Below are 18560 nucleotides of genomic sequence, written 5' to 3' on the forward strand. Positions count from 1 at the left end.
CAAGCGGAATGTCCGCTTTCCGGCGCAAAAGCTACAAAGACGCCGTTCCGCCGATGACCCTCAACGCTGTCTCGGATTGCCACGATCGCCACCTGGTTGATGACGTTGTTCATCCAGCGCGCCGAGCACCGAGGCACCCAAGCCCTTCACGCCAAACTTGACGAATTGCTTATCCGCAGAGCGGCGCGAGCGACGAAGATCGCGCACATGGATAAGAAGGAGCCAGAAGAGATCGAAAGCTTCCGTGAGTCCACGCAACGCCAATCCCAGTACCTCGGTGTAAAACTTGATCGAGCGATCAAGGTCGGACACCCTCAGGTTAACATGGCCAACTTTGGTCCCAAAATCGGAATCCCCTGCGCCATCGCTGTTCACGTCAGTGTCCCCCGTTGAACTGCAGTTCAACGCCAGAAGCGCTTCGCATCGATCACATCGTCAAGCGCATTCTGCGCGGTGCGGATCAGGTCGCCCTTCTTCTCTTGCGGCAAAATGCCTTTGGCCGCCTCTTCGTCGATTCCCAGTTCTGCAAGCACGTTTGGCCCCGTCACCAGGTCGTTCAGCGCGCCTAGATGATCCTGCAATTCCTCCATCGCCGCGATGAAACGCTTGTGGCGGCGCGCACCACGCTTTTCAGAGAAAAACGATTTGAAAAATTCAGCGGCGTAGCGAAGCTTCTTGGCGTCCTTTCGGACCTCATGCCGCTCCTCGTCACTGACTTTCGCAAGCGCCCGCCCGTCCTTTTTCAGCTTCTTTCGCATCTTCTCGAGGATGCCGGATGCGAACTCAACCGAACTTGGTCCAGGTTCTTCGGCGGGCATGACCGCCGCGAAGGCTCCGGAATGCATCCACTCATGCAGATCCAACATTAGCAAACGACCGCGGGAGCCCTGCACAGCATCGAATGCTTCCGAATATCGGTTGGCTCGAGCATCATTGATCTTCTGCAAAAGCGATGCTTCGGGTTCTCTGGCCAACAGCACGTCAATGTCTCGAGCCTTTCCCAGAACGCCAGCGAGCCACTTCAATTCCTCAGATAGCCTTTTGCTCTCATCGTCCTGCAAAATGGACTTGTACAAGGTGTAGGCAGACCTCATCCGGCGAAGGGCGACCCGAGCTTGATGTAAGGCTTCCGCGTTTCCACGAGAGCGGAGCGTCGCTTCGTTCATTCGGAAATGTCGAAAGCAGGAGGCCACGATCGATTGCAGCGTTTGTGACGTCCGCATACTTCGGTCGAGTTCGATATCTTCAGCTTTGAAGACGAACCGCTGCGCTTCCAAAAGTCGAAAGTCACGCTCGGCCTTTGACATAACACCCAAATGAAACGGAACGAAGTCTCCAATCCTGCGCGCAAGAGCGTGCAAGGACTCGCTATTGCCGTCTTTGAGCTCAAGTTCCATTTCGACAACGGGTGTTTGACGCTCGTCTGCAATGACGAACCCATTGTCTAGAACGACTTCGATCTCGGATCCGTCTTGCTCGACCTTCCAAATTCGACGCTCGACGTTCACGGTGAACTGACGTTCAAGCTTGACGAGGTCTTCCTCAAATTCGAGAGCAAGTGGCGTGCGGTGATCTATAACAGGCTGCCCGCTCTCAACGGGATATTCCCATTCTGGCCTAGCAAACAGAGAGGATAGTTGTCCCGTCGCTTTGATCGTTTGAGTGTGGACTTTTCCAATTTTTCGCACCCGAAGCGTATATCCAGATTGGAACAACGTGTGATCGGGGGTGTCGAAGTATACGGATTGTTGACGAACGACCTTTCCGGCTTTTCCTAAGAAGTCGGCACCTTCTAAGTGGGCGACGTCTTCAGGCAGGACTTCAAGTTTGATTTCAACTTCCATGCCCGCTACTGCCCGCTCTTCGAAGTGTGGCATTATGCAGTTGTTTGTCACAGCTTGTTGAGCTGTGCCGACATCGGCGGCAACATAGTGCGCTCATTGCAATCTGTCCGCAATTAACCCCTTCGGGTGGCGCAAATTGGCCGCCACATAACAACCTTTCAGTTGCTCAAATTCACTGCCATCGACGCGAGCACGAATTAGTAATACTATTAAGTTAGATTCGATACCCTTTAAAGCTCGGGACAGATGGAAGCTGGCCGGTGGGTGGTGCGCTCCTCGCCTGACCGCCTCGGTCGCAACGCTGGTCTGCCGCCGCCAGTATCGGTGTCTCGGCTCTTCGCGCCGGATGGTTATCGAGGGCAATCACCACCGCAACGGCGAAAAGATAACGGCCGAAAAGATAGCGTTTACTGCAATCATAGGCGCGATTGGCATTCCGATGCGCAGGCACGTCGACCTGTCTTAACGACACTCCAACCGCGCCAGTCGGCTATCGCTCTGTACGAATTTTGGCGAGCCGCCCACCTTGCGGGTCGAGTGGGTGGAACCATGACTTCCACGCAACCCGCCCGGCCTCTCGCCTATCGAATTGGCGATACATCGCGAGCTTCAAGAGATCGATTACGAAAAGCCAAACGAGGTTGTAGAGCCATATGAAGCCAATGAGCCGCCAGGAAATGGGGGTGACGAGCCAGCCGAAGGCCGCCATGCACGCGGCCAGAACCTGTGTGCCCATTATGGCGCTAAAGAATCGCCACTCCGGGAACGGCGGCTGGAAAAAGAAACCAGTCGTGCGGGTCGAGAACAGCAGCAAGTGACCCGCGATGACCAGTTGCATAAACATCGCCGTCTGCAGCGGTGCCAGTTCAAAATATTGCTCGTGATGCAGGTAGCGCACGAGAATGATGCTTTGCACAACGCCGATAAGAGCTAGCATCGAACTTACCACCAAGACGCGGTGCATATCCCATTTCGTAGGGCGAGAACTGATCTTCGCGTTGTCGAACGCAATGAGCATGACCGGCACGTCGTCCAGCAGCGCCAGCAGAATAATCATGACCGGGGTCAGAATTGCCGCATTGAAAATCACCATCACCAATACGATGAAAAGCATGATGCTGACGGTCATAGCCACGCGATAGTAGGCATAACCCATCATTCTCTCGAAGGTCTTACGCGCCTCCTCAATCCCCCGGATGATCACCGAAAGTCCTGGTGCAGTCAGAATCAAGCTCGCGGCGGCGCGCGCGGCTTCCGTCGCGCCGGAAACGGCAACGCCCACATCCGCTTGCTTCAATGCCGGGGCGTCATTGACGCCGTCACCCGTCATTCCGACGATGTGGCCAAGCTGCTGCGCCGACTTCACAATTGCCCATTTGTGCTCGGGAAACACCCGGCCGTATCCCTCGGCGACGTCCACCCGCCGAGCGAGGTCCATCGGTACTTCGGTCTGATTGATCTCGCCGGTGAAGATGTCCGAGGCGGCAATGATGTTGCTGCCGAGTCCCAACTGACTGGCAATGGTTTTTCCGATCGCCACGTCGTCGCCCGTGACCATCTTGACCTTCACGCCGTATTCGGCCGCCCTTGCAATGGTTTCCCTCGAATCCTCGCGCGGCGGGTCGAACATCGGAAGGATGCCAAGCATGTTCCACCTTCCGTCTTCGTCGCACCGGGCGACGGCAAGTGTCCGGTAGCCGTCCGCTGCATTTTGGCTGACGACTTTCTGTGCGGCTGCGAGGTCATTGCCAGCAAGGCCTGCCAGTTCAAAAATAACGGGCGGCATCCCTTTGCTGACTTTGAACTGTTTGCCTGTGGCATCTTCAAATGTCGCCTCTGTACGTTTCGACACCGGGTCAAAAGGCATGTACGCAATCGGGCGATAGACGTCGAGGACCGATGGATCCTTCACCGACTTCAGAACAGCCAGATCGATGGGATCATCGTTCTCCTTTTTCGAGGATAATGCCCCGGCGAGAATGACATCCTCGGCTCTCGCACCGCCCCAAACGATAGGCTCGCCGAGCGTCAACTTGTTCTGCGTGAGTGTGCCCGTCTTGTCGGAGAATAGTATGGTGATGCCGGCGAGTTCTTCAATGGAATCAAGGCGGGAGACAATCGCCCTTTCAACCGAAAGGGCTTTCGCGCCCATAGCCATTGTCATCGACAATACCGCAGGCATAGCCACCGGAATGGCGGCGACCAACAGAAGCAGTGCGTATTCGGCGATACGTAGAAAATCATCGCCACGATGCAGTTGCACCGCGACCATCACGACGGCAAGAGCCACGGCCAGAATGATCAGGAAGTCACCGATCGCATTATTGGCCCGGACAAAATGCGATTCAGAGCCGGCCGATTGCACCAACCCGGCTGTGCGGCCGAAGAAGGTGTTTGCGCCGGTGCCAATGACCGCGCCGGTCATTTCGCCTTTCTTCGCGATCGAGCCTGAGTAGGCCAAGTCGCCCGGAGCTTTCGAGACCGGAAGGGACTCGCCGGTCAGCGCGGACTGATCAACGTCGAGATACAGCCCTTCCAGCAATTTGACATCGGCGGGCACGACATTCCCGAGGCGGATGCGCACAACGTCTCCGGGAACCAGGGTCCTGGCGAGGACGATCGACCCCTTCCCGCCTCTCAGCGCCTGGGCTTCCTGCGCCAGTGCCCCCTTCAAGGCGTCCAACGCGCTCGCCGCCTGCCTCTCATGCCAGAAGCCGAGCACGGCGTTGAAGAAAAGCATGACCATTATGATGCTGAAGTCGACAAGGTCTCTGACCAATAGCGACATGATCGCGGCGGCCTCGATCATCCACGGCATTGGTCCCCAGAAAAACTTTCCGAACATCTCGAACGCGCTGACCTTCTTCTCCGGAAGCGCGTTTGGCCCGTACTTCTCAAGCCGCGTCTTCGCCTCAGCGTCGGACAGGCCGGATTGTGGGTCGGCGCCGAGTTGCTTCAAGGCTTCGGAAGTCTCCAAATGCTCGTAATCAACATTGCTAGAAGACGGGCTTTGGACACGTGGTTCAGTCTTTGACGCGAGTGCCATGACAACTTCCTCCCGCAACAACCCGCCGATCGTTGCTGCAACTCTGCTACCTCGCTTACCAACGCAGCTTCGGCGCTCAGCCGTCAGAGGCAGCCCGGGGAGCCTTCATCTTCGGATCAGCGGTGTCCGATACCAGGCTCAGTTCCGGACCTTTGCGACGCTTGCGGCGCTCCTCGATGCGTTGCAGCACAACATAGAAGGAGGGCACGAAGAGAACGGCCAGGCAGGTGGAGGCCAGCATGCCGCTGAACACGGATATACCGATGGAGCGGCGCGCATTGGCGCCGGCGCCGGTCGCAAGCACCAGCGGCAGGACACCGAGGATGAAGGCGAAGGAGGTCATCAGGATCGGTCGGAAGCGGAGCCGAGCCGCCTCGACCGCCGCCTCCAGCACCTCCATTCCGTCTGCCCGATTTGCGCGTGCATATTCGACGATCAGGATGGCGTTCTTGGCCGAGAGCGCGATCAGGAGAATGAGTCCGATCTGCGTATAGAGATTGTTGGCGACGCCCACTCCCGTCAGCGCGATGACCGTGCCCAGCAGTGCCAGTGGCACGGCGAGCAGCACGGCAAGCGGCAGGATCCAGCTCTCGTACTGGCCGGCGAGCACGAAATAGACGAGCAGCATGGCAAGTCCGAAGACGAAGTAGATCTGCGTGCCTACGGCCCTTTCCTGATATGACATCGCCGTCCAGTTGAAACCGGTGCCAGGCGGCAGGGTCTGGTTGGCGATCTGCTCCATGATGTCGAGAGCCTGGCCCGAACTGAAGCCCTGCGCGGGGCCGCCGACGATCGCCGCGCTCGGGTAGAGATTGTAGAGGCTGATCAACGACGGCCCCTGCATCAGCGAGACATCGACCACGGTGCCGAGCGGCACCATGGTTCCGTTGGCCGCCGGGATCTGCAGCCTGCGGATATCGTCGGCCGTGACGCGCGCCTCTGGTGAGGCCTGCACATAGACCTGGAAGGTGTGGCCGAACTTGTTGAACTGCGTGACGTAGCTGGAGCCGACATAGCCGGTCAGCGCGGAGAAGACCTGGCCCACCTCGACCCCGAGCGTTTCGGCCTTTATGCGATCGACGGTGACGCTCAGTTGCGGCACGCTGGCGCGGAAAGAACTGCCGAGCCGCTGCAACGCCGATTGGGCGCTGCCGTGCTGCATAACGGTACTGGCAAGCGACTGCAGCAGAGCATAGTCGAAATCACCGTTGCGGATCTCCACCTGCATGGTGAAACCGGTGGCGTTGCCGATTCCCTGGATGGGCGGAGGCACCAGCACCAGGACGTTGGCGCCGAGCACGGCCCGGAGCGCGTCGTTCAGGTGGTTGTAGATCGACAGCAGGTCCTGGCCCTTTTCCTTGCCGCGGACGTCCCAGTCCTTCAGGACGACGTAGGCGACGCCGGCATTGGGCAGCGAAGCGTTGTTGTCGAGAGCGGAGATGCCACTGATCGTCAGCACCTGGTCGACGCCCGGCGTCTCCTCGGCGATCTTGCCCACCTGCTGCATGACCGCGTCGGTGCGCTCCTTCGAGGCGCCGTCCGGCAACTGCGGCGCGATCAGGACGTAGCCCTGATCCTCGGTGGGGAGGAACGCTGTCGGAAGACGCGTCAGCCCCCAGACGGCGACGCCGATCAGCGCAAACGCGATCGCCACCATAAGGCCACTATGGTGAACCATGCGATTGATCAGCCCGGCATAGGCACGCTCCGTCGGATCATAGGTGCGGTTGAAAGCGCGATAGATGAAATTCCGCTGCTCCAGCGGTACGGGCGGCCGGAGCCAGAGCGCGCACTGCGTCGGCTTCAGTGTAATCGCGTTGACGGCGCTGATGAGGGCGGTGGCGGCAATTACCAGCGCGAATTGTCGGTAGAGCTGACCCGTGAGGCCCGGCAGGAAAGCCGCGGGAACAAACACGGACATCAGGACGAGCGTGATGCCAATGACGGGCCCGAGCAATTCGTCCATTGCCTTTTCCGCCGCCGCCCGTCCGGGCATGCCCTCCTCGACATGACGCGATACACCTTGGACGATGACAATCGCATCATCGACGACGATGCCGATCGCCAGCACGATCGCGAACAGGGTGGAGAGGTTGACGGTGAAACCGAGGGCGGCCATGGCCGCGAAAGCGCCGATAATGGTGACCGGTACGGTCGTTGCCGGTACCAGCGTGGCGCGCCAGTCCTGCAGGAAGACGAGGATGACGATCAGCACCAACACGCCGGCCTCGGCCAGCGTCTTGTAGACTTCCTTGATGGAGGCGTTGACGAACTTCGTCGTGTCGAAAGGCATCCCGTAGGTCAACCCTGGCGGGAAGGCTTTTGAAAGCTCCGCCATCTTCGCGCGCACTTCGGTCGCAACGGCGATTGCATTGGCTTCCGGGAGCTGGAAGATGCCGATCCCGGTCGCCGGATGTCCGTTCTGCAGGAAGGACTGGCTATAAGTCTGGGCGCCGAGTTCGACGCGGCCGATATCCCGTATGCGGGTGATGCGGCCGCCGCCCTGATTGTCCACCTTGACGATGATGTTCTCGTAGTCCGGCGCCGCGTTGAGCTGTCCATTGACATTGAGCGTGTACTGGAAGTCCTGACCTTTGGGGACCGGGGGGATGCCGATCTGGCCCGCCGCAACGTCCTGGCTTTGCTGCTGGACGACGTTGACAACGTCCTGCGGCGTCAACCCCCGCGCCTGCAGGAGGTTTGGATCCATCCAGATGCGCATGGCGTATTGCCCAGCGCCAAAGACGGTCACGTTGCCGACGCCATCGAGGCGCGCCAGCTCGTTCTGCAGGTTGATGACCGCGTAGTTCGCGAGAAACAGGCTGTCGAAACGGTCGTCTGGCGATGTGAGCGTTACAAAGCCGAGGATCGCGGTCGACTTCTTCTGCGTCGTGACGCCCTGCACCTGCACAGACTCCGGCAGCGAAGCCATGGCGATGGCCACTCGGTTCTGCACCAGCACCTGCGCTTGATCCGGGTCGGTGCCAATCGCGAAGGTGACGATCAGCGAATAGGTGCCGTCGCTGGCACTGGTCGACAGCATGTAGATCATGTTCTCGACGCCGTTGACCTGCTGCTCGATCGGCAGAGCGACGGTCTCAACCAGCGTCTTGGCGCTGGCGCCGGGCATGCGCGTCGTCACCGAAACCGTCGGCGGGACGACGTTCGGATATTGCGCGACGGGCAACTGGATGAGCGCCACCAGGCCGATCAGCACAATGACCAGCGCCAGCACGTTTGACAGGATCGGCCGCTCGATGAAGAAGCGCGAAATCACGGCTTGGCCCCTTCCGCAGGAGCTTGAGCCGGCGTAGCGGCACTGGACGCCACCGCGGCAAGGGGGGCAGAGCTCGCGCTTTCACCGGCATCGAATTTGACTTTCTCTGGAGCGACCTTCGCGCCAGGAACTGCCCGCTGGATGCCTTCGGCGACCACCCAATCGCTAGGATCCAGCCCTTTTTCGATCACCCGGAGCTGTCCTTGCCGCTGGCCTATCTGGACCTGGCGTTGCTCAACGACGTCATCCTTGCCGAGGACCAGCACATAGTTGCCCTGCTGGTTGGTGCCGATGGATACGTCACGAACGAAAATACCGCCGTCGCGGTGGCCGATCGGCACGCGCACGCGAACGAAAAGCCCCGGCAGCAGGGCGTGATCCTTGTTGTCGAGCACGCCGCGCACCTGCAGCGTGCCCGTTGCCGCGTCGACCTGCGGCGCGGTATAATCCAGCTTGCCCTTGTGCGGATAGCCATCCTCGCCCTGCAGGCCGATCTCGAAGGGGACGTTAGGGAGATCGATCTCCCTAAACGTCTTGCCCTGTCGGACCAGATCCCGCTTGATCTCCAGCACCTGCGGCTCGGTGACGTTGAAATAGACGTAGATCGGGTCGATCTGGACGATCGTCGCGAGCTTCGTTGGGCCATCCACGCCGACGAGCGCGCCGGCATCCACCAAATGAGCGCTCACCACGCCGTCGAAGGGCGCGACAACGCGCGTATATCCGAGATTTATCTCCGTCAACTGAAGAGCGGCTTGCGCGTTGAGAATGTTCGCTTTCGCCTCGTCATAGTGGGCGTTTGCTATGTCGACATTGGCCTGGGTGGTGACTTGGTGCGTCATCAGCTCGTTTTGTCGATCACGTTCCTGCGTGCGTTCGACCATGGCTGCGTTTGCCGAAGTCAGTGATGCCTGTGCCTGGTCGCGTTGCGCCGTATAGGTGTTACGCTGAATGGAGAAAAGTTGTGCATCCTGCTTGACGAAAGCGCCGTCGCGATAGTCGATCGTGAGGAGGAACCCCTGCACCCGCGCCTGAATGTCAACGCTATTAAAGGCCGCGGTGTTGCCGTTGAGTTCGAAATAGGAGGTAACCGGCTGTACCAGCGGCTGAGCCACACGCACTGCCGGTGGGGGTGGCGGGATATATTCGTTCTTGCTGTCGCATGAGGACAGTGTCGCCGCCGCGGCGAGGACGACGGAAAATTGCAGGCATCGACACTGTTGGCCACGCGTTTCGATGCGGGACGTTCCGCCAACGACGGCAGTCGGACGCGGATGATTTCGCGCCTTGGCGATCAGATCCAGAACGTGGTGGGTCGCGATCACTGCACAGATGACCGTGACAACGACGAAGACCGGCACGTGAGGAAAATAGTCGAAAAACACGACCCCCCCTTTTTCGGCTTGGCCAGCCGAGTTGTGGGCCCCATCGACACTGAAATAATAAACCCTAATTGGCGACCACACCAGCGAATCGCTGATGCAGAGTGCCCGTAACACCCTATGCGCCTTCTCGTCCGGCCTTCACTTCTGCGAAGGCAGGGTCATCTTTTGACGAGCGGGACATCCGGGGGTAACCTATTGGAGTTTGCCGGGGGGTGGGCCCTGTCTCGAATGCAAAGGAGGCAGCGTGAAGACGATTATTGTCGCCGCCGCCGCTTCGATCGTGGCGACCTCTGCGCTGGCGCAATCGGCCACCGAGAAGGCTGGTATCAACTCGCTGTTTGGGGTGGCACCGAAGACAGAGGACTTCGTGAAAGAGGCCTCGATGAGTGACGTGTTCGAGATTGCGTCTAGCCAACTTGCGATCGAGCGGGCCGATGGAGCCACGAAAGGCTTCGCCGAGCAGATGGTGCAGGATCACCAAAGGACGACGAGCGAACTGAAGCAAATTGTCGTTGCCGATAAAGTCAACGCCACACCGGCAGACACGATGTCGAAAGATCAGCAAGATGCGCTGAGCGATCTTCAGACGCTTCAGGGCGATAAATTCATAAAGCGGTACCAAGAAGATCAGGTGGATGCTCATGAGCATGCAGTCGACCTGTTCATGCGCTATGCCAAGGGTGGTGACAATCCAAGTCTCAAGGCGTGGGCCTCGAAGACCCTGCCAACTCTGCAACACCATCTGGATATGGTCCAGAACTTGCAATAGCCTGTAGGGGCTTAGGCTTAGGGGCCAATAATCCATATCGCGAATTGCGAAGTGCTCTTCAGGCGGACCAAACTTGTCGCGCTGCAGATTTCACGCTGTCTGGAACGGCACCTCCGGACACCTGGAACTGCGTCATCCACTCTCTACTGCTTTTCTTGCGCGTGACTGCCGTCAAATGGCATCCAACGCGAGAGTTAAGAGAACGGGGCACTTGATTGAAGCGCCCCTCAGCTACTCGTCATCCGCGTGATCTACCAAGCTTCGGCCAGCGCCGTGAACTTCTAATAGCATGGTGGATAGGGGTAGTATCCACACGGCCCATAGCCGGTATAATAGGAGTCGTCGTAGCGGTTGCCGTAGCGATAGTTCGCGGTGGCTGCCCCGATCGCTGCGCCCGTCGCTACGCCCGCGCCGGCATACCAGGCACCATGATAGTTCGGAGCATGCCAGTAGTTGGCATGGACGTCGTTGACATGGACGTCGCCCACTCGATCGCCTCCAGCAAACCCGCCGCGGGCACCGCCAAAGCCGCCGCCGCCAAAGTCCCGGCCTCCGCCCCCTCCACCGAAGCCACCAAAACCGCCACGGTCAATGAACAGAGCCGCCGGCCCACTCCCACCGGACAGGCTTCCTTCAAGGACCGCCACTTCAAACGTCAGGTTGCCGCCCTCAAGCTTTGGATTCATGATCGTCACCACGGCATCTTCGACCTTCGACCCATCCCCGCCAAGGATGGAGATCGTGGCATTGGGCGGATCGACAGCAAAACTGCCCTTGCCTTTGTCCCATTGCATGATGAACTGCTCCGTCGTGACGTGACCGGCCGCACGAACTGGACGATCGGCAAAGACGATTGAGTTCATTGAAACGCCGGTCATCGTGAGCGTGGTTCCCTCCAGTTTTGCGCCGTCAGAATTAAGCACGAAAAGGGATGGAACAGGCCCGGTCGGCGTTACTTGGCCGATCGTTTTGGCAAGTGGAACGTGCGGCTTGACACCGGCGTCCTGCGCCAACGCCGCGCCAGCGACCAGATATTGGCTTGCGGCAAGGAACGAGGAAAGAAAGAAGACAGTTCTCGGAATCATGGCGACCTCCTGCGTTCTAGGTCATACGAAGTCCGTACGTGCGGGCGAGGCAGATCGGTTGGTCGGCGAAAAGACGCCACCAATCGCGTTTCATGCTCCATCTGTCCTTCTTGGTTTCGTCGCAAATGTGAAGGTGCCGCCCCGGGGCTCGGGCAAACCATGTGCCGGAAGGCATATTCTCGGTGTGTACCGTCGCCGGTACCAACACGGTGAGTCAGAGACCGTCACCCGTGCCCTATTCTAACATTTGCTTGCCAACCGTAGAATTGCTGAAAGCGATAATCGGTCTCTTCCGATCGCCGGTGGATGCGCAGCGATCCCTCGTTGGACGACGGCCATCGTCAGCGTCGTCGCTGGGAAGGACCCGCCTGCACCTCGTCAATTTTGGCTTGGCCTACGCTGATCTGTGCTGCTGGACGCCCAACGGTGCGTGGGTGGCGAGATTGTTGCCTCGAGGCATAGTATCAGTGTGATCTCTCGTTTAAACTGCGCTCAACGATCAGCCCTTCGGCGCAACGTTATGATGGCTCCGATCCTCCATGCGATATTTCACACCGGCGTTGCTTCAGCCAGCGGCCCGACGATGAAGGACGATTTGGCACGAGCGGTCACCGCGGCCGAACAGGCGTCAACGCGCACCGCCGCGGTCCGCCGTGTACTCGATCCGCAGTCGCGTGCGAGCGAGATCCTGTTCGGCCTCATCATGGTGCTTACCTTTACCCTGTCGCTTTCGGCAACCACAGCAAACCGTGCCGAGGTGCGGACCATGCTCATGGGAATGCTGGGATGCAATCTGGCGTGGGCCATTATAGATGCCATCATGTACCTGATGGACGCGCGTGGCGAACGCCTGCTGACACGCGCCATGGTCGAGGCGATCCGGGGAGCCCAAAGCGATGCCGCGGGGCGCGCGATCGTCGCGGAGCATCTCCCGACGGCCGTGCTGCCGGTGCTCAGCCAATCCGACCTCGAGCGCATCCGCCTGCATCTCGATAGCATAGCACCTGATAGCCTCGAAATCCGACTCGGCCGCGAAGACTATTTGGCTGCCCTCGGGGTCTTCCTGCTCGTCTTTCTTTGTCTCTTCCCGGTTGCCGTACCATTCCTCGTTGTTGACGACGTAGCATTCGCCTTGCGGCTTTCGAACGTCATAGCCGTCGCGATGCTGTTCCTCACCGGCTTCGCCTTCGGCCGACAGGTGGGAAGGCCATGGCGCACAGGCTTGCTTATGGTTGTGGTCGGCATTGCTCTTGTCGCCGTTGCGATTGCGCTCGGTGGGTGAGACGGAATTCGTGAGGTAGTCGCCCAGATCAACCGCAACGGTAGATCGACCCAAGCGGCAGCCTTGCATGAGACTCCGGTTTGTGCAGATCAGACCGAGCGTCACATGTCGCCGCTCTGCACCGTGCCTCGAAATCCAGAACTGCTACAGCCTCCGACACCCCTCCAACGGGAATGCAAACGCCGAGCTTCGCTGGCATCCACATCGGGTGGGTTGCGGCTCGGCACGCAAGCTTATCTATCCAAGCGATCGGATCGAATGGCCTGCAGCGCATGCACCGCGACCGATGCAACGAGGCCAGTAAGCAGGATACCTGCAAAACCAATCAATATAGCGAGAAGCCGCGCCGCGAGATGTTTTGGCGTGATATCGCCATAGCCGATGGTAAGTCCGGTAACAAAGGTGAAGTAGAGGGTATCCTCAATCCGCCAACCTTCGATAAGCCCCGCGATCATTCCGGATCCAACCATGACGACAAGGATCCCGGAGAATATCGGCCACAGCACGTGAACGTACCGGAACAGCTCAATGAAAAAATGGCGCCTCATCTCCTTCGGATGAGACCGATGACCTGATTCTGCCGCCATGACCGTTCACACGTGGAGGCCCGGGCATGTAACGATAACCCTCCGCTGTCCGCCGCTGCCGTAGGTGGCGCCGGTGAGGATTGTCGGAAGTGCTTCAGCCGCCATTTTGAGCGCCACCGCCTTCCTGCTCACTCAGCACGGAAGGATCAACGAAGAACTCAGGATACTCCTATCCTCGTCGTTGGTCATCAAACGCGGATCGATCGTCGCCACCTCTTTCGCCTCCCCAAATCTCGCGGCCAGGAACGGCGTGCTGCTTCAGATAAGGCTCGAGCGGGAAAGCAAGGCCGGTGCATGGAAGACGGTCCACTACCGCACGCGCCCGGATTGGGACGCGGCAGCGAGGTCGTTCAGCACGCCAATTGTCTAAATGCTCAGCAAAGAGTATCTTAGAAAGGTTATGTCCTAGCGCGGATCGACTTGGCCAATGCCAAGCGTCCACTGAGGCGCGGACGCAGCAATGACTGAACAACCGAAAATTGCTGCACGACCCATGGTAACCGTCGGGCGCCTGTTGCCGATCGTCGAATGGCTCCCTGCCTATCGGCGTGAGCTGCTGGTGCCGGACGTTCTGGCCGGACTGGCAGTTTGGGCCGTGATGGTGCCGGAGAGCATGGCCTACTCCGGTATCGTCGGCGTGCCGCCGATCATGGGCCTTTACACCATCGTACCGCCGCTCATTGTCTACGCGCTTCTCGGTACGTCGCGCCTGCTCGTCGTCGGTCCGGACACTGCAACCGGACTGATCTCGGCCCTGACCGTGGGGGCCATCGTCGCGCAGGGAACGACCGACTACAATCTCCTAACCTCCACCCTCGCAGTTCTGATTGGTGTCTTCTTCCTGATCTTCGGTGCCTGTCGCATGGGATGGATGGCAGCGTTCATCCCCACGCCAGTCATGCGCGGCTTCATCGAGGGATTGGTCTGCGTCACGATCATTGGGCAGGTGCCGCACCTGCTCGGCATCAGCGGCGCGTCCGGCAATTTCTTTACCAAGCTCTGGCACGTGCTGCAGCATCTGCGCGACATCTCGTTTGCACCGGCGCTGACCGGCCTGCTTGGTCTCGCCGCGATGCTGTGGCTTCGTCACGCCGCCCCTCGCCTGCCTGCGGCGTTGGTTGTCGCGACCGTCGCCACGCTTGTTGTTGGCCTGTTGGGCGGCGAAGCAGCGGGGATCAGTGTGGTCGGCCCGCTGCCGACTGGCCTTCCTCATTTCGTCCTGCCCAATTTGGATCCCAAGACACTCATGGCGCTTGCACCCGGCGCTCTCGCCATCGTGCTGGTGGGCTATGCCGAGGCGCTTGGCGCGGCCAAGGCCGCAGCCATGCAGGGCGGAGGCGACGTCGATCCGAACCAGGAGCTCGTCGCCCATGGGGGCTGCAACATCTTGAGTGGCATGTTCGGTGGGTTCCTCGTCGTCGGAAGCCTGTCAAAGACCTCGGTGGCCATGGTGGCCGGCGCCAGCAGTCAGATGGCCAACCTGGTTGCTGCCGTCCTGTGTTTCCTCACGCTTGTCCTGCTGACGCCGCTGTTTCGGGATCTGCCTCACCCCGCGCTTGCCGCAATCGTGATCGCGGCGATGCTGCACCTCTCGAAACCCCAGTATCTGCGTTCCCTCTATCACCGAAGCACCTGGGAGTTTCTCATCGCGGCAATCGTCATTGTAGCCGAATTGACCCTCGGCGTACTTCAGGGGATCGGCCTCGGTGTCGTATTGGCCCTCATCATGGTCGTCTATCGCACCAGCCACCCGCAGGTCGCAGTGCTCGGCCAGATCCCGGGCGTCGAGGCCTATCGCGACGTCAAGTGGCACGCGGATTCAATCACCTTTCCCGGGCTGCTGATCTGGAGGCCCGGTGGCGATTTGTTCTTCGCAAGCATCGGTCACGCCATTGCCGGCTTGAGAGCGAGCCTGGCTGCAAGCAACCCACCGGCGACGCATGTCCTGTTCGTCGCCGACTCGGTGGACCTCATCGACACCAGCAGCTGCGACGAACTGCTGAACTGCATCAAGGAGCTGCGGAGCCGCGGCATCACCCTTGCGTTCGCGCGGGTGCGCGATCCGGTACGGGAACGGATGAAGGCCTCCGGCATCGAGGCCGTCGTGGGCGCTGCGAACATATTCGAAAGGGTGACGGACGGCGTGCGAGCATGGCAACAGGGACAGCACACACCATCGTGACAAATCAAGGTCGATCGCGACGTAGCGCCCTTGCCACCGGGAATGACATCACCATGGAACGCAAAACAGACGAAGTCCAAACCGCTACCGTTGGTAGGTCGGCAGCCATCACAACGCCGCGCGAACGGAGAGCGGCTGGCAAGGCGATGCGAGATACGATCCCCCGCGCGCAGCATGGGGAGTGGAATGTGGAGCACGGACGACCAGATCCGATCGACCTGCTGCACAGATCGGACGCCGGTCGAATGAAGGAGCTGATTCCCATTCGCTACGGCCGGATGTTGCAGTCGCCGCTCGCCTTCTATCGCGGGACCGCCGGGGTGATGGGCGCCGACTTGGCTCGAATGCCAAGCACTGGTCTAAGGGTGCAGGCGTGCGGCGATTGTCACCTCCTCAATTTTGGCGGGTTTGCCACGCCCGAACGCAACATCATTTTCGATATCAACGATTTTGATGAGACGCTGCCTGCTCCGTGGGAGTGGGATGTCAAGCGACTCGTCGCCTCGATTGTGCTCGTTGCCAGATCAAATGGATTGCCCGACAGCCAGGGTCGCGATTCTGCCGTCAATTGTGCACGCAAATACCGCGAGCACATGGGTGAATTCTCGAAAATGGACCCGCTTCGGGTGTGGTATACGGAAACACGCTTCACGGATTTTCTCAAATCGCTGCCAAAGGACGTTCGGAAAAACGTCAAAAAGCGGGTCGAGCAGGCGGCAGCTCATAGTGGCTCGGAGTTCGATTTTCCAAAGCTCGCTGGCACGGTAGGTGAACAGGTCCGCATCATTGACCAACCGCCACTCGTCTTCCATCCGAAGCCCACCCAAACTGCCGACCCTGTGGGCTCATTCGACCAACTTCTCCACAGTTACAAGGAAACACTGTCCGACGACCGGCGGATGCTGGTCAGCCGATATCGTCTCGTTGACATGGCCATCAAGGTCGTCGGTATCGGCAGTGTCGGTCGTCAGTGCTGGATCGCCCTGATGATGTCTGAAGGCGATGACGCGCTGTTCCTCCAATTCAAGGAAGTGGTGGAATCGGTGCTCGAGGCCTATGCGGGAAAAAGCGCGTATAGCCAGCAAGGTCATCGTGTCGTGATGGGGCAGCGCTTGATGCAGCCGGTATCGGATATTTTCCTTGGATGGACGACGACTGCCGACGGCCGACAGTTCTATGTACGGCAACTGCATGATGCCAAGATCAAGCCCTTGGTGGATACGTACGACGCCGAGATGTTGGATGCCTATAGCCAGGCTTGCGGCTGGGCGCTCGCTCGCGCCCATGCAAAATCGAGTGTGTCATCCGCGACGATCAGCGGGTATCTCGGTTCGTCAAGCGATGAGTTCGATACGGCGATGGGAAAATTTGCCGTGGCCTATGCGGACCAGACCGAGCGCGACTACGCCGCGCTGAAAGTCGCGGTGCGGCAAGGCAAGATTGTTGCCTCCGAGACATCGCATGTTTGATTGTCGGTGTGCGAGAAGAATCCGCTTATCGCTTGCAAGTTGCCTACAGGCTGCCAGTCCGCTACCGGCCCCAAAGCGCCCCCCCCAAACAGGAGGCGGAAACCAACGCGCGCCCCTTTGATTAGCGGCAGCTTCTGGCGCGTTCCGGACGTGGCTACATTCGCGAAGCGGACTGACGGCTTTCAGGAATTTCATCGGGTGGTGCGAACGACCGAAACGGGGCGCGAAGCCATCCTAAAAGATCCGGGCTTCTATGACCGCTTGGGGCCGAAAGCAGGCGGAATAGTCAATGCACAAGAGCTACGTCGCGTCAGTTTTGGCACGTTCACGCTAAAGCAAGATTGACAGCAGGGCATGAATTCCGATTGCCGGCCAGAGCAATGCGCCGCCGAAACCGCCGGCCCGATCTCATTGCGGGAGGCGGAAGTGGTCATCGATGTAGCGGCGATGACGGGTTTCTTTGTGCCAACCGATCGCTCTGCGATAGCTGCCGAAAAGCTTGCTGTCACGCACGCTTTCAACCGTCAGCCCATGTACGGCTTCGGCATCGGGATCGACATAGAGCGCGTCCACCGGGCAATAGACTTCACACATGAAGCAGGTCTGGCACGACGTCTGTCGCAGGATGAGCGGCGGGCCCTCGGGCATCGCCTCGAAGACATTGGTGGGACAGACCTGGACGCAGTGGTTGCAGTCCGTGCAAGTGTCGGTATCGAGTACCTCGATCATTGCTTTGCTGCCTCCCTGTAGACGCCTGGATCAATCGTTTCTTGCCTTACGGTGATCGTGTCGACGCCGCTGACGATAAGCCGATGATGCTGGGCCGGGTCATGGGTCGGGAAATCGTCGCGGCGGTGCATGCCGCGGGTTTCGGTGCGCAAGAGCGCCGCGCTGTACATGAAGCGTGCCGTGGCGGTCATGGCTTGCGCCTGCCGCAACCGGAACGCCTCGCTCTCGTCGAGCGCCGTTTCCGAGGAAACACTTTTCCAAAGTCGATCAAGCCGTTTGAGCGAAGCCGACAGGACGGCATGGGTACGGAAGTAGTTGACGTCGAGCGGGAAAACTTCGTCCTGAACGGCCCTGATGATGGCTTGTGGATCGACGATATCAGCGCTTCCGGAAGGGGTTGGGAGCGGTTGGACGGTCTTTAGATAGACAGCCTTGGTCCAACCGCCGATGCCACTGTTCGGGTCGGATGTGATGTTGGGCGCATGCCATCGGCCGACGTCGCCTCCGGCCATGAAAAGATTGCGCGGCGTATGGCAGGTGCCGCAATGCGCCGCTCCGCGCACAAGATGGGCGCCGCGGTTCCATTCCACGTGGTGGGCGGGATCCGGCTCAAACAGACCGTTGTCAAGAAACAGCGCGTCCCATCCGGCCATCAGCAGGCCAATCAGACGGCGAGAGAGGATCATGGAACGCGCTTCGACTCAGCGCGGCACCTTCAGCGTTTTCGCCTCCATTCACGATCCGATCGGAAATCTCTTACAAATTCCGCGTCACGATATCCCGTCTGAACAAAACCGCGAGCTGCGGGCCTCAGCTATGCAGATGTGGTCCCATCGCCCATATCCAGACCGCCTGAACACAGCTTGAGGGCTATAATCGTAACTCAAGCAATAAGTTTACAGTTC

13 protein-coding genes and 3 pseudogenes are annotated in these 18560 nt (G+C 59.4%); 7 read left to right on the forward strand and 9 right to left on the reverse strand.

Annotated features, from left to right (window positions below; all coding sequences use genetic code 11):
- Window positions 1-99: 99 nt before the first annotated feature.
- Window positions 100-207, forward strand: a pseudogene (locus J2Y48_RS16810) (hypothetical protein); the annotation flags it as partial.
- Between the two features lie 78 nt (window positions 208-285).
- Here the strand turns inward: J2Y48_RS16810 and J2Y48_RS16815 are convergent.
- The 5 genes and pseudogenes from J2Y48_RS16815 to J2Y48_RS16835 form a co-directional block, all read right to left on the reverse strand.
- Window positions 286-375, reverse strand: a pseudogene (locus tag J2Y48_RS16815) (hypothetical protein); the annotation flags it as partial.
- Between the two features lie 26 nt (window positions 376-401).
- Window positions 402-1844: a CHAD domain-containing protein gene (locus J2Y48_RS16820; RefSeq protein ID WP_310420257.1), complete on the reverse strand. Its 1443-nt coding sequence runs from the start codon at window positions 1842-1844 to the stop codon at window positions 402-404.
- A 490-nt stretch (window positions 1845-2334) separates the two neighbouring features.
- The gene (locus tag J2Y48_RS16825; RefSeq protein ID WP_310420259.1) at window positions 2335-4890 is read right to left on the reverse strand and encodes a plasma-membrane proton-efflux P-type ATPase; all 2556 of its coding nucleotides are present in this window, start codon (window positions 4888-4890) and stop codon (window positions 2335-2337) included.
- A gap of 76 nt (window positions 4891-4966) precedes the next feature.
- Window positions 4967-8167: an efflux RND transporter permease subunit gene (locus J2Y48_RS16830; protein WP_310420261.1), complete on the reverse strand. Its 3201-nt coding sequence runs from the start codon at window positions 8165-8167 to the stop codon at window positions 4967-4969.
- On the reverse strand, window positions 8164-9405 hold the full coding sequence (locus tag J2Y48_RS16835) for an efflux RND transporter periplasmic adaptor subunit (protein WP_405030244.1): 1242 nt from the start codon (window positions 9403-9405) through the stop codon (window positions 8164-8166). The genes J2Y48_RS16830 and J2Y48_RS16835 overlap by 4 nt, the downstream gene beginning before the upstream one ends.
- A gap of 391 nt (window positions 9406-9796) precedes the next feature.
- On the opposite strand from J2Y48_RS16835, the gene J2Y48_RS16840 reads away from it, so the two are divergent.
- The gene (locus tag J2Y48_RS16840) at window positions 9797-10321 is read left to right on the forward strand and encodes a DUF4142 domain-containing protein (protein ID WP_310420262.1); all 525 of its coding nucleotides are present in this window, start codon (window positions 9797-9799) and stop codon (window positions 10319-10321) included.
- A gap of 281 nt (window positions 10322-10602) precedes the next feature.
- Here J2Y48_RS16840 and J2Y48_RS16845 read toward each other — a convergent pair whose 3' ends face one another.
- Entirely contained in the window at window positions 10603-11406 is an 804-nt protein-coding gene (locus J2Y48_RS16845) for a hypothetical protein (protein ID WP_310420264.1), read from the reverse strand.
- Between the two features lie 430 nt (window positions 11407-11836).
- Here J2Y48_RS16845 and J2Y48_RS16850 point away from each other — a divergent pair, with 430 nt between their 5' ends.
- A complete protein-coding gene (locus J2Y48_RS16850) occupies window positions 11837-12688 on the forward strand; it encodes a VIT family protein (protein ID WP_310420267.1) in 852 nt (283 codons plus the stop codon).
- Window positions 12689-12921: 233 nt separating this feature from the next.
- On the opposite strand, the gene J2Y48_RS16855 is transcribed toward J2Y48_RS16850, so the two are convergent.
- A complete protein-coding gene (locus J2Y48_RS16855; RefSeq protein ID WP_310420269.1) occupies window positions 12922-13275 on the reverse strand; it encodes a potassium channel family protein in 354 nt (117 codons plus the stop codon).
- A 73-nt stretch (window positions 13276-13348) separates the two neighbouring features.
- Here J2Y48_RS16855 and J2Y48_RS16860 point away from each other — a divergent pair, with 73 nt between their 5' ends.
- From J2Y48_RS16860 to J2Y48_RS16870, 3 genes are all read left to right on the forward strand, one after another.
- Window positions 13349-13645: a hypothetical protein gene (locus J2Y48_RS16860; RefSeq protein ID WP_310420272.1), complete on the forward strand. Its 297-nt coding sequence runs from the start codon at window positions 13349-13351 to the stop codon at window positions 13643-13645.
- A 90-nt stretch (window positions 13646-13735) separates the two neighbouring features.
- Window positions 13736-15457: a SulP family inorganic anion transporter gene (locus tag J2Y48_RS16865; protein ID WP_310420274.1), complete on the forward strand. Its 1722-nt coding sequence runs from the start codon at window positions 13736-13738 to the stop codon at window positions 15455-15457.
- A gap of 53 nt (window positions 15458-15510) precedes the next feature.
- On the forward strand, window positions 15511-16926 hold the full coding sequence (locus J2Y48_RS16870; RefSeq protein ID WP_310420276.1) for a DUF2252 domain-containing protein: 1416 nt from the start codon (window positions 15511-15513) through the stop codon (window positions 16924-16926).
- Window positions 16927-17334: 408 nt separating this feature from the next.
- Here J2Y48_RS16870 and J2Y48_RS16875 read toward each other — a convergent pair whose 3' ends face one another.
- Both J2Y48_RS16875 and J2Y48_RS16880 read right to left on the reverse strand, forming a co-directional pair.
- Window positions 17335-17655 (reverse strand): 4Fe-4S binding protein, encoded by a 321-nt coding sequence (locus J2Y48_RS16875; protein WP_310420277.1) that lies wholly within the window; start codon window positions 17653-17655, stop codon window positions 17335-17337.
- Window positions 17652-18341 carry a hypothetical protein gene (locus J2Y48_RS16880; RefSeq protein WP_310420279.1) on the reverse strand — a complete coding sequence of 230 codons (690 nt, stop codon included), beginning with the start codon at window positions 18339-18341 and terminating at the stop codon, window positions 17652-17654. Before J2Y48_RS16880 ends, J2Y48_RS16875 begins: the two co-directional genes overlap by 4 nt.
- Between J2Y48_RS16880 and J2Y48_RS25395 the strand changes: the two are divergent.
- Window positions 18313-18522: pseudogene (locus J2Y48_RS25395) on the forward strand (hypothetical protein); the annotation flags it as partial. The gene J2Y48_RS16880 and the pseudogene J2Y48_RS25395 overlap by 29 nt on opposite strands.
- Window positions 18523-18560: the final 38 nt, after the last annotated feature.

Source organism: Mycoplana sp. BE70 (assembly GCF_031455855.1).
GTDB lineage: Bacteria > Pseudomonadota > Alphaproteobacteria > Rhizobiales > Rhizobiaceae > Mycoplana.

Bases quoted from the DNA above. Each gene is read 5' to 3' on its own strand.
- J2Y48_RS16820 (WP_310420257.1), bottom strand. From the start codon at position 1,844: ATGGAAGTTGAAATCAAACTTGAAGTCCTGCCTGAAGACGTCGCCCAC.
- J2Y48_RS16825 (WP_310420259.1), bottom strand. From the start codon at position 4,890: ATGGCACTCGCGTCAAAGACTGAACCACGTGTCCAAAGCCCGTCTTCT.
- J2Y48_RS16845 (WP_310420264.1), bottom strand. From the start codon at position 11,406: ATGATTCCGAGAACTGTCTTCTTTCTTTCCTCGTTCCTTGCCGCAAGC.
- J2Y48_RS16855 (WP_310420269.1), bottom strand. From the start codon at position 13,275: ATGGCGGCAGAATCAGGTCATCGGTCTCATCCGAAGGAGATGAGGCGC.
- J2Y48_RS16865 (WP_310420274.1), top strand. From the start codon at position 13,736: ATGACTGAACAACCGAAAATTGCTGCACGACCCATGGTAACCGTCGGG.
- J2Y48_RS16870 (WP_310420276.1), top strand. From the start codon at position 15,511: ATGGAACGCAAAACAGACGAAGTCCAAACCGCTACCGTTGGTAGGTCG.
- J2Y48_RS16875 (WP_310420277.1), bottom strand. From the start codon at position 17,655: ATGATCGAGGTACTCGATACCGACACTTGCACGGACTGCAACCACTGC.
- J2Y48_RS16880 (WP_310420279.1), bottom strand. From the start codon at position 18,341: ATGATCCTCTCTCGCCGTCTGATTGGCCTGCTGATGGCCGGATGGGAC.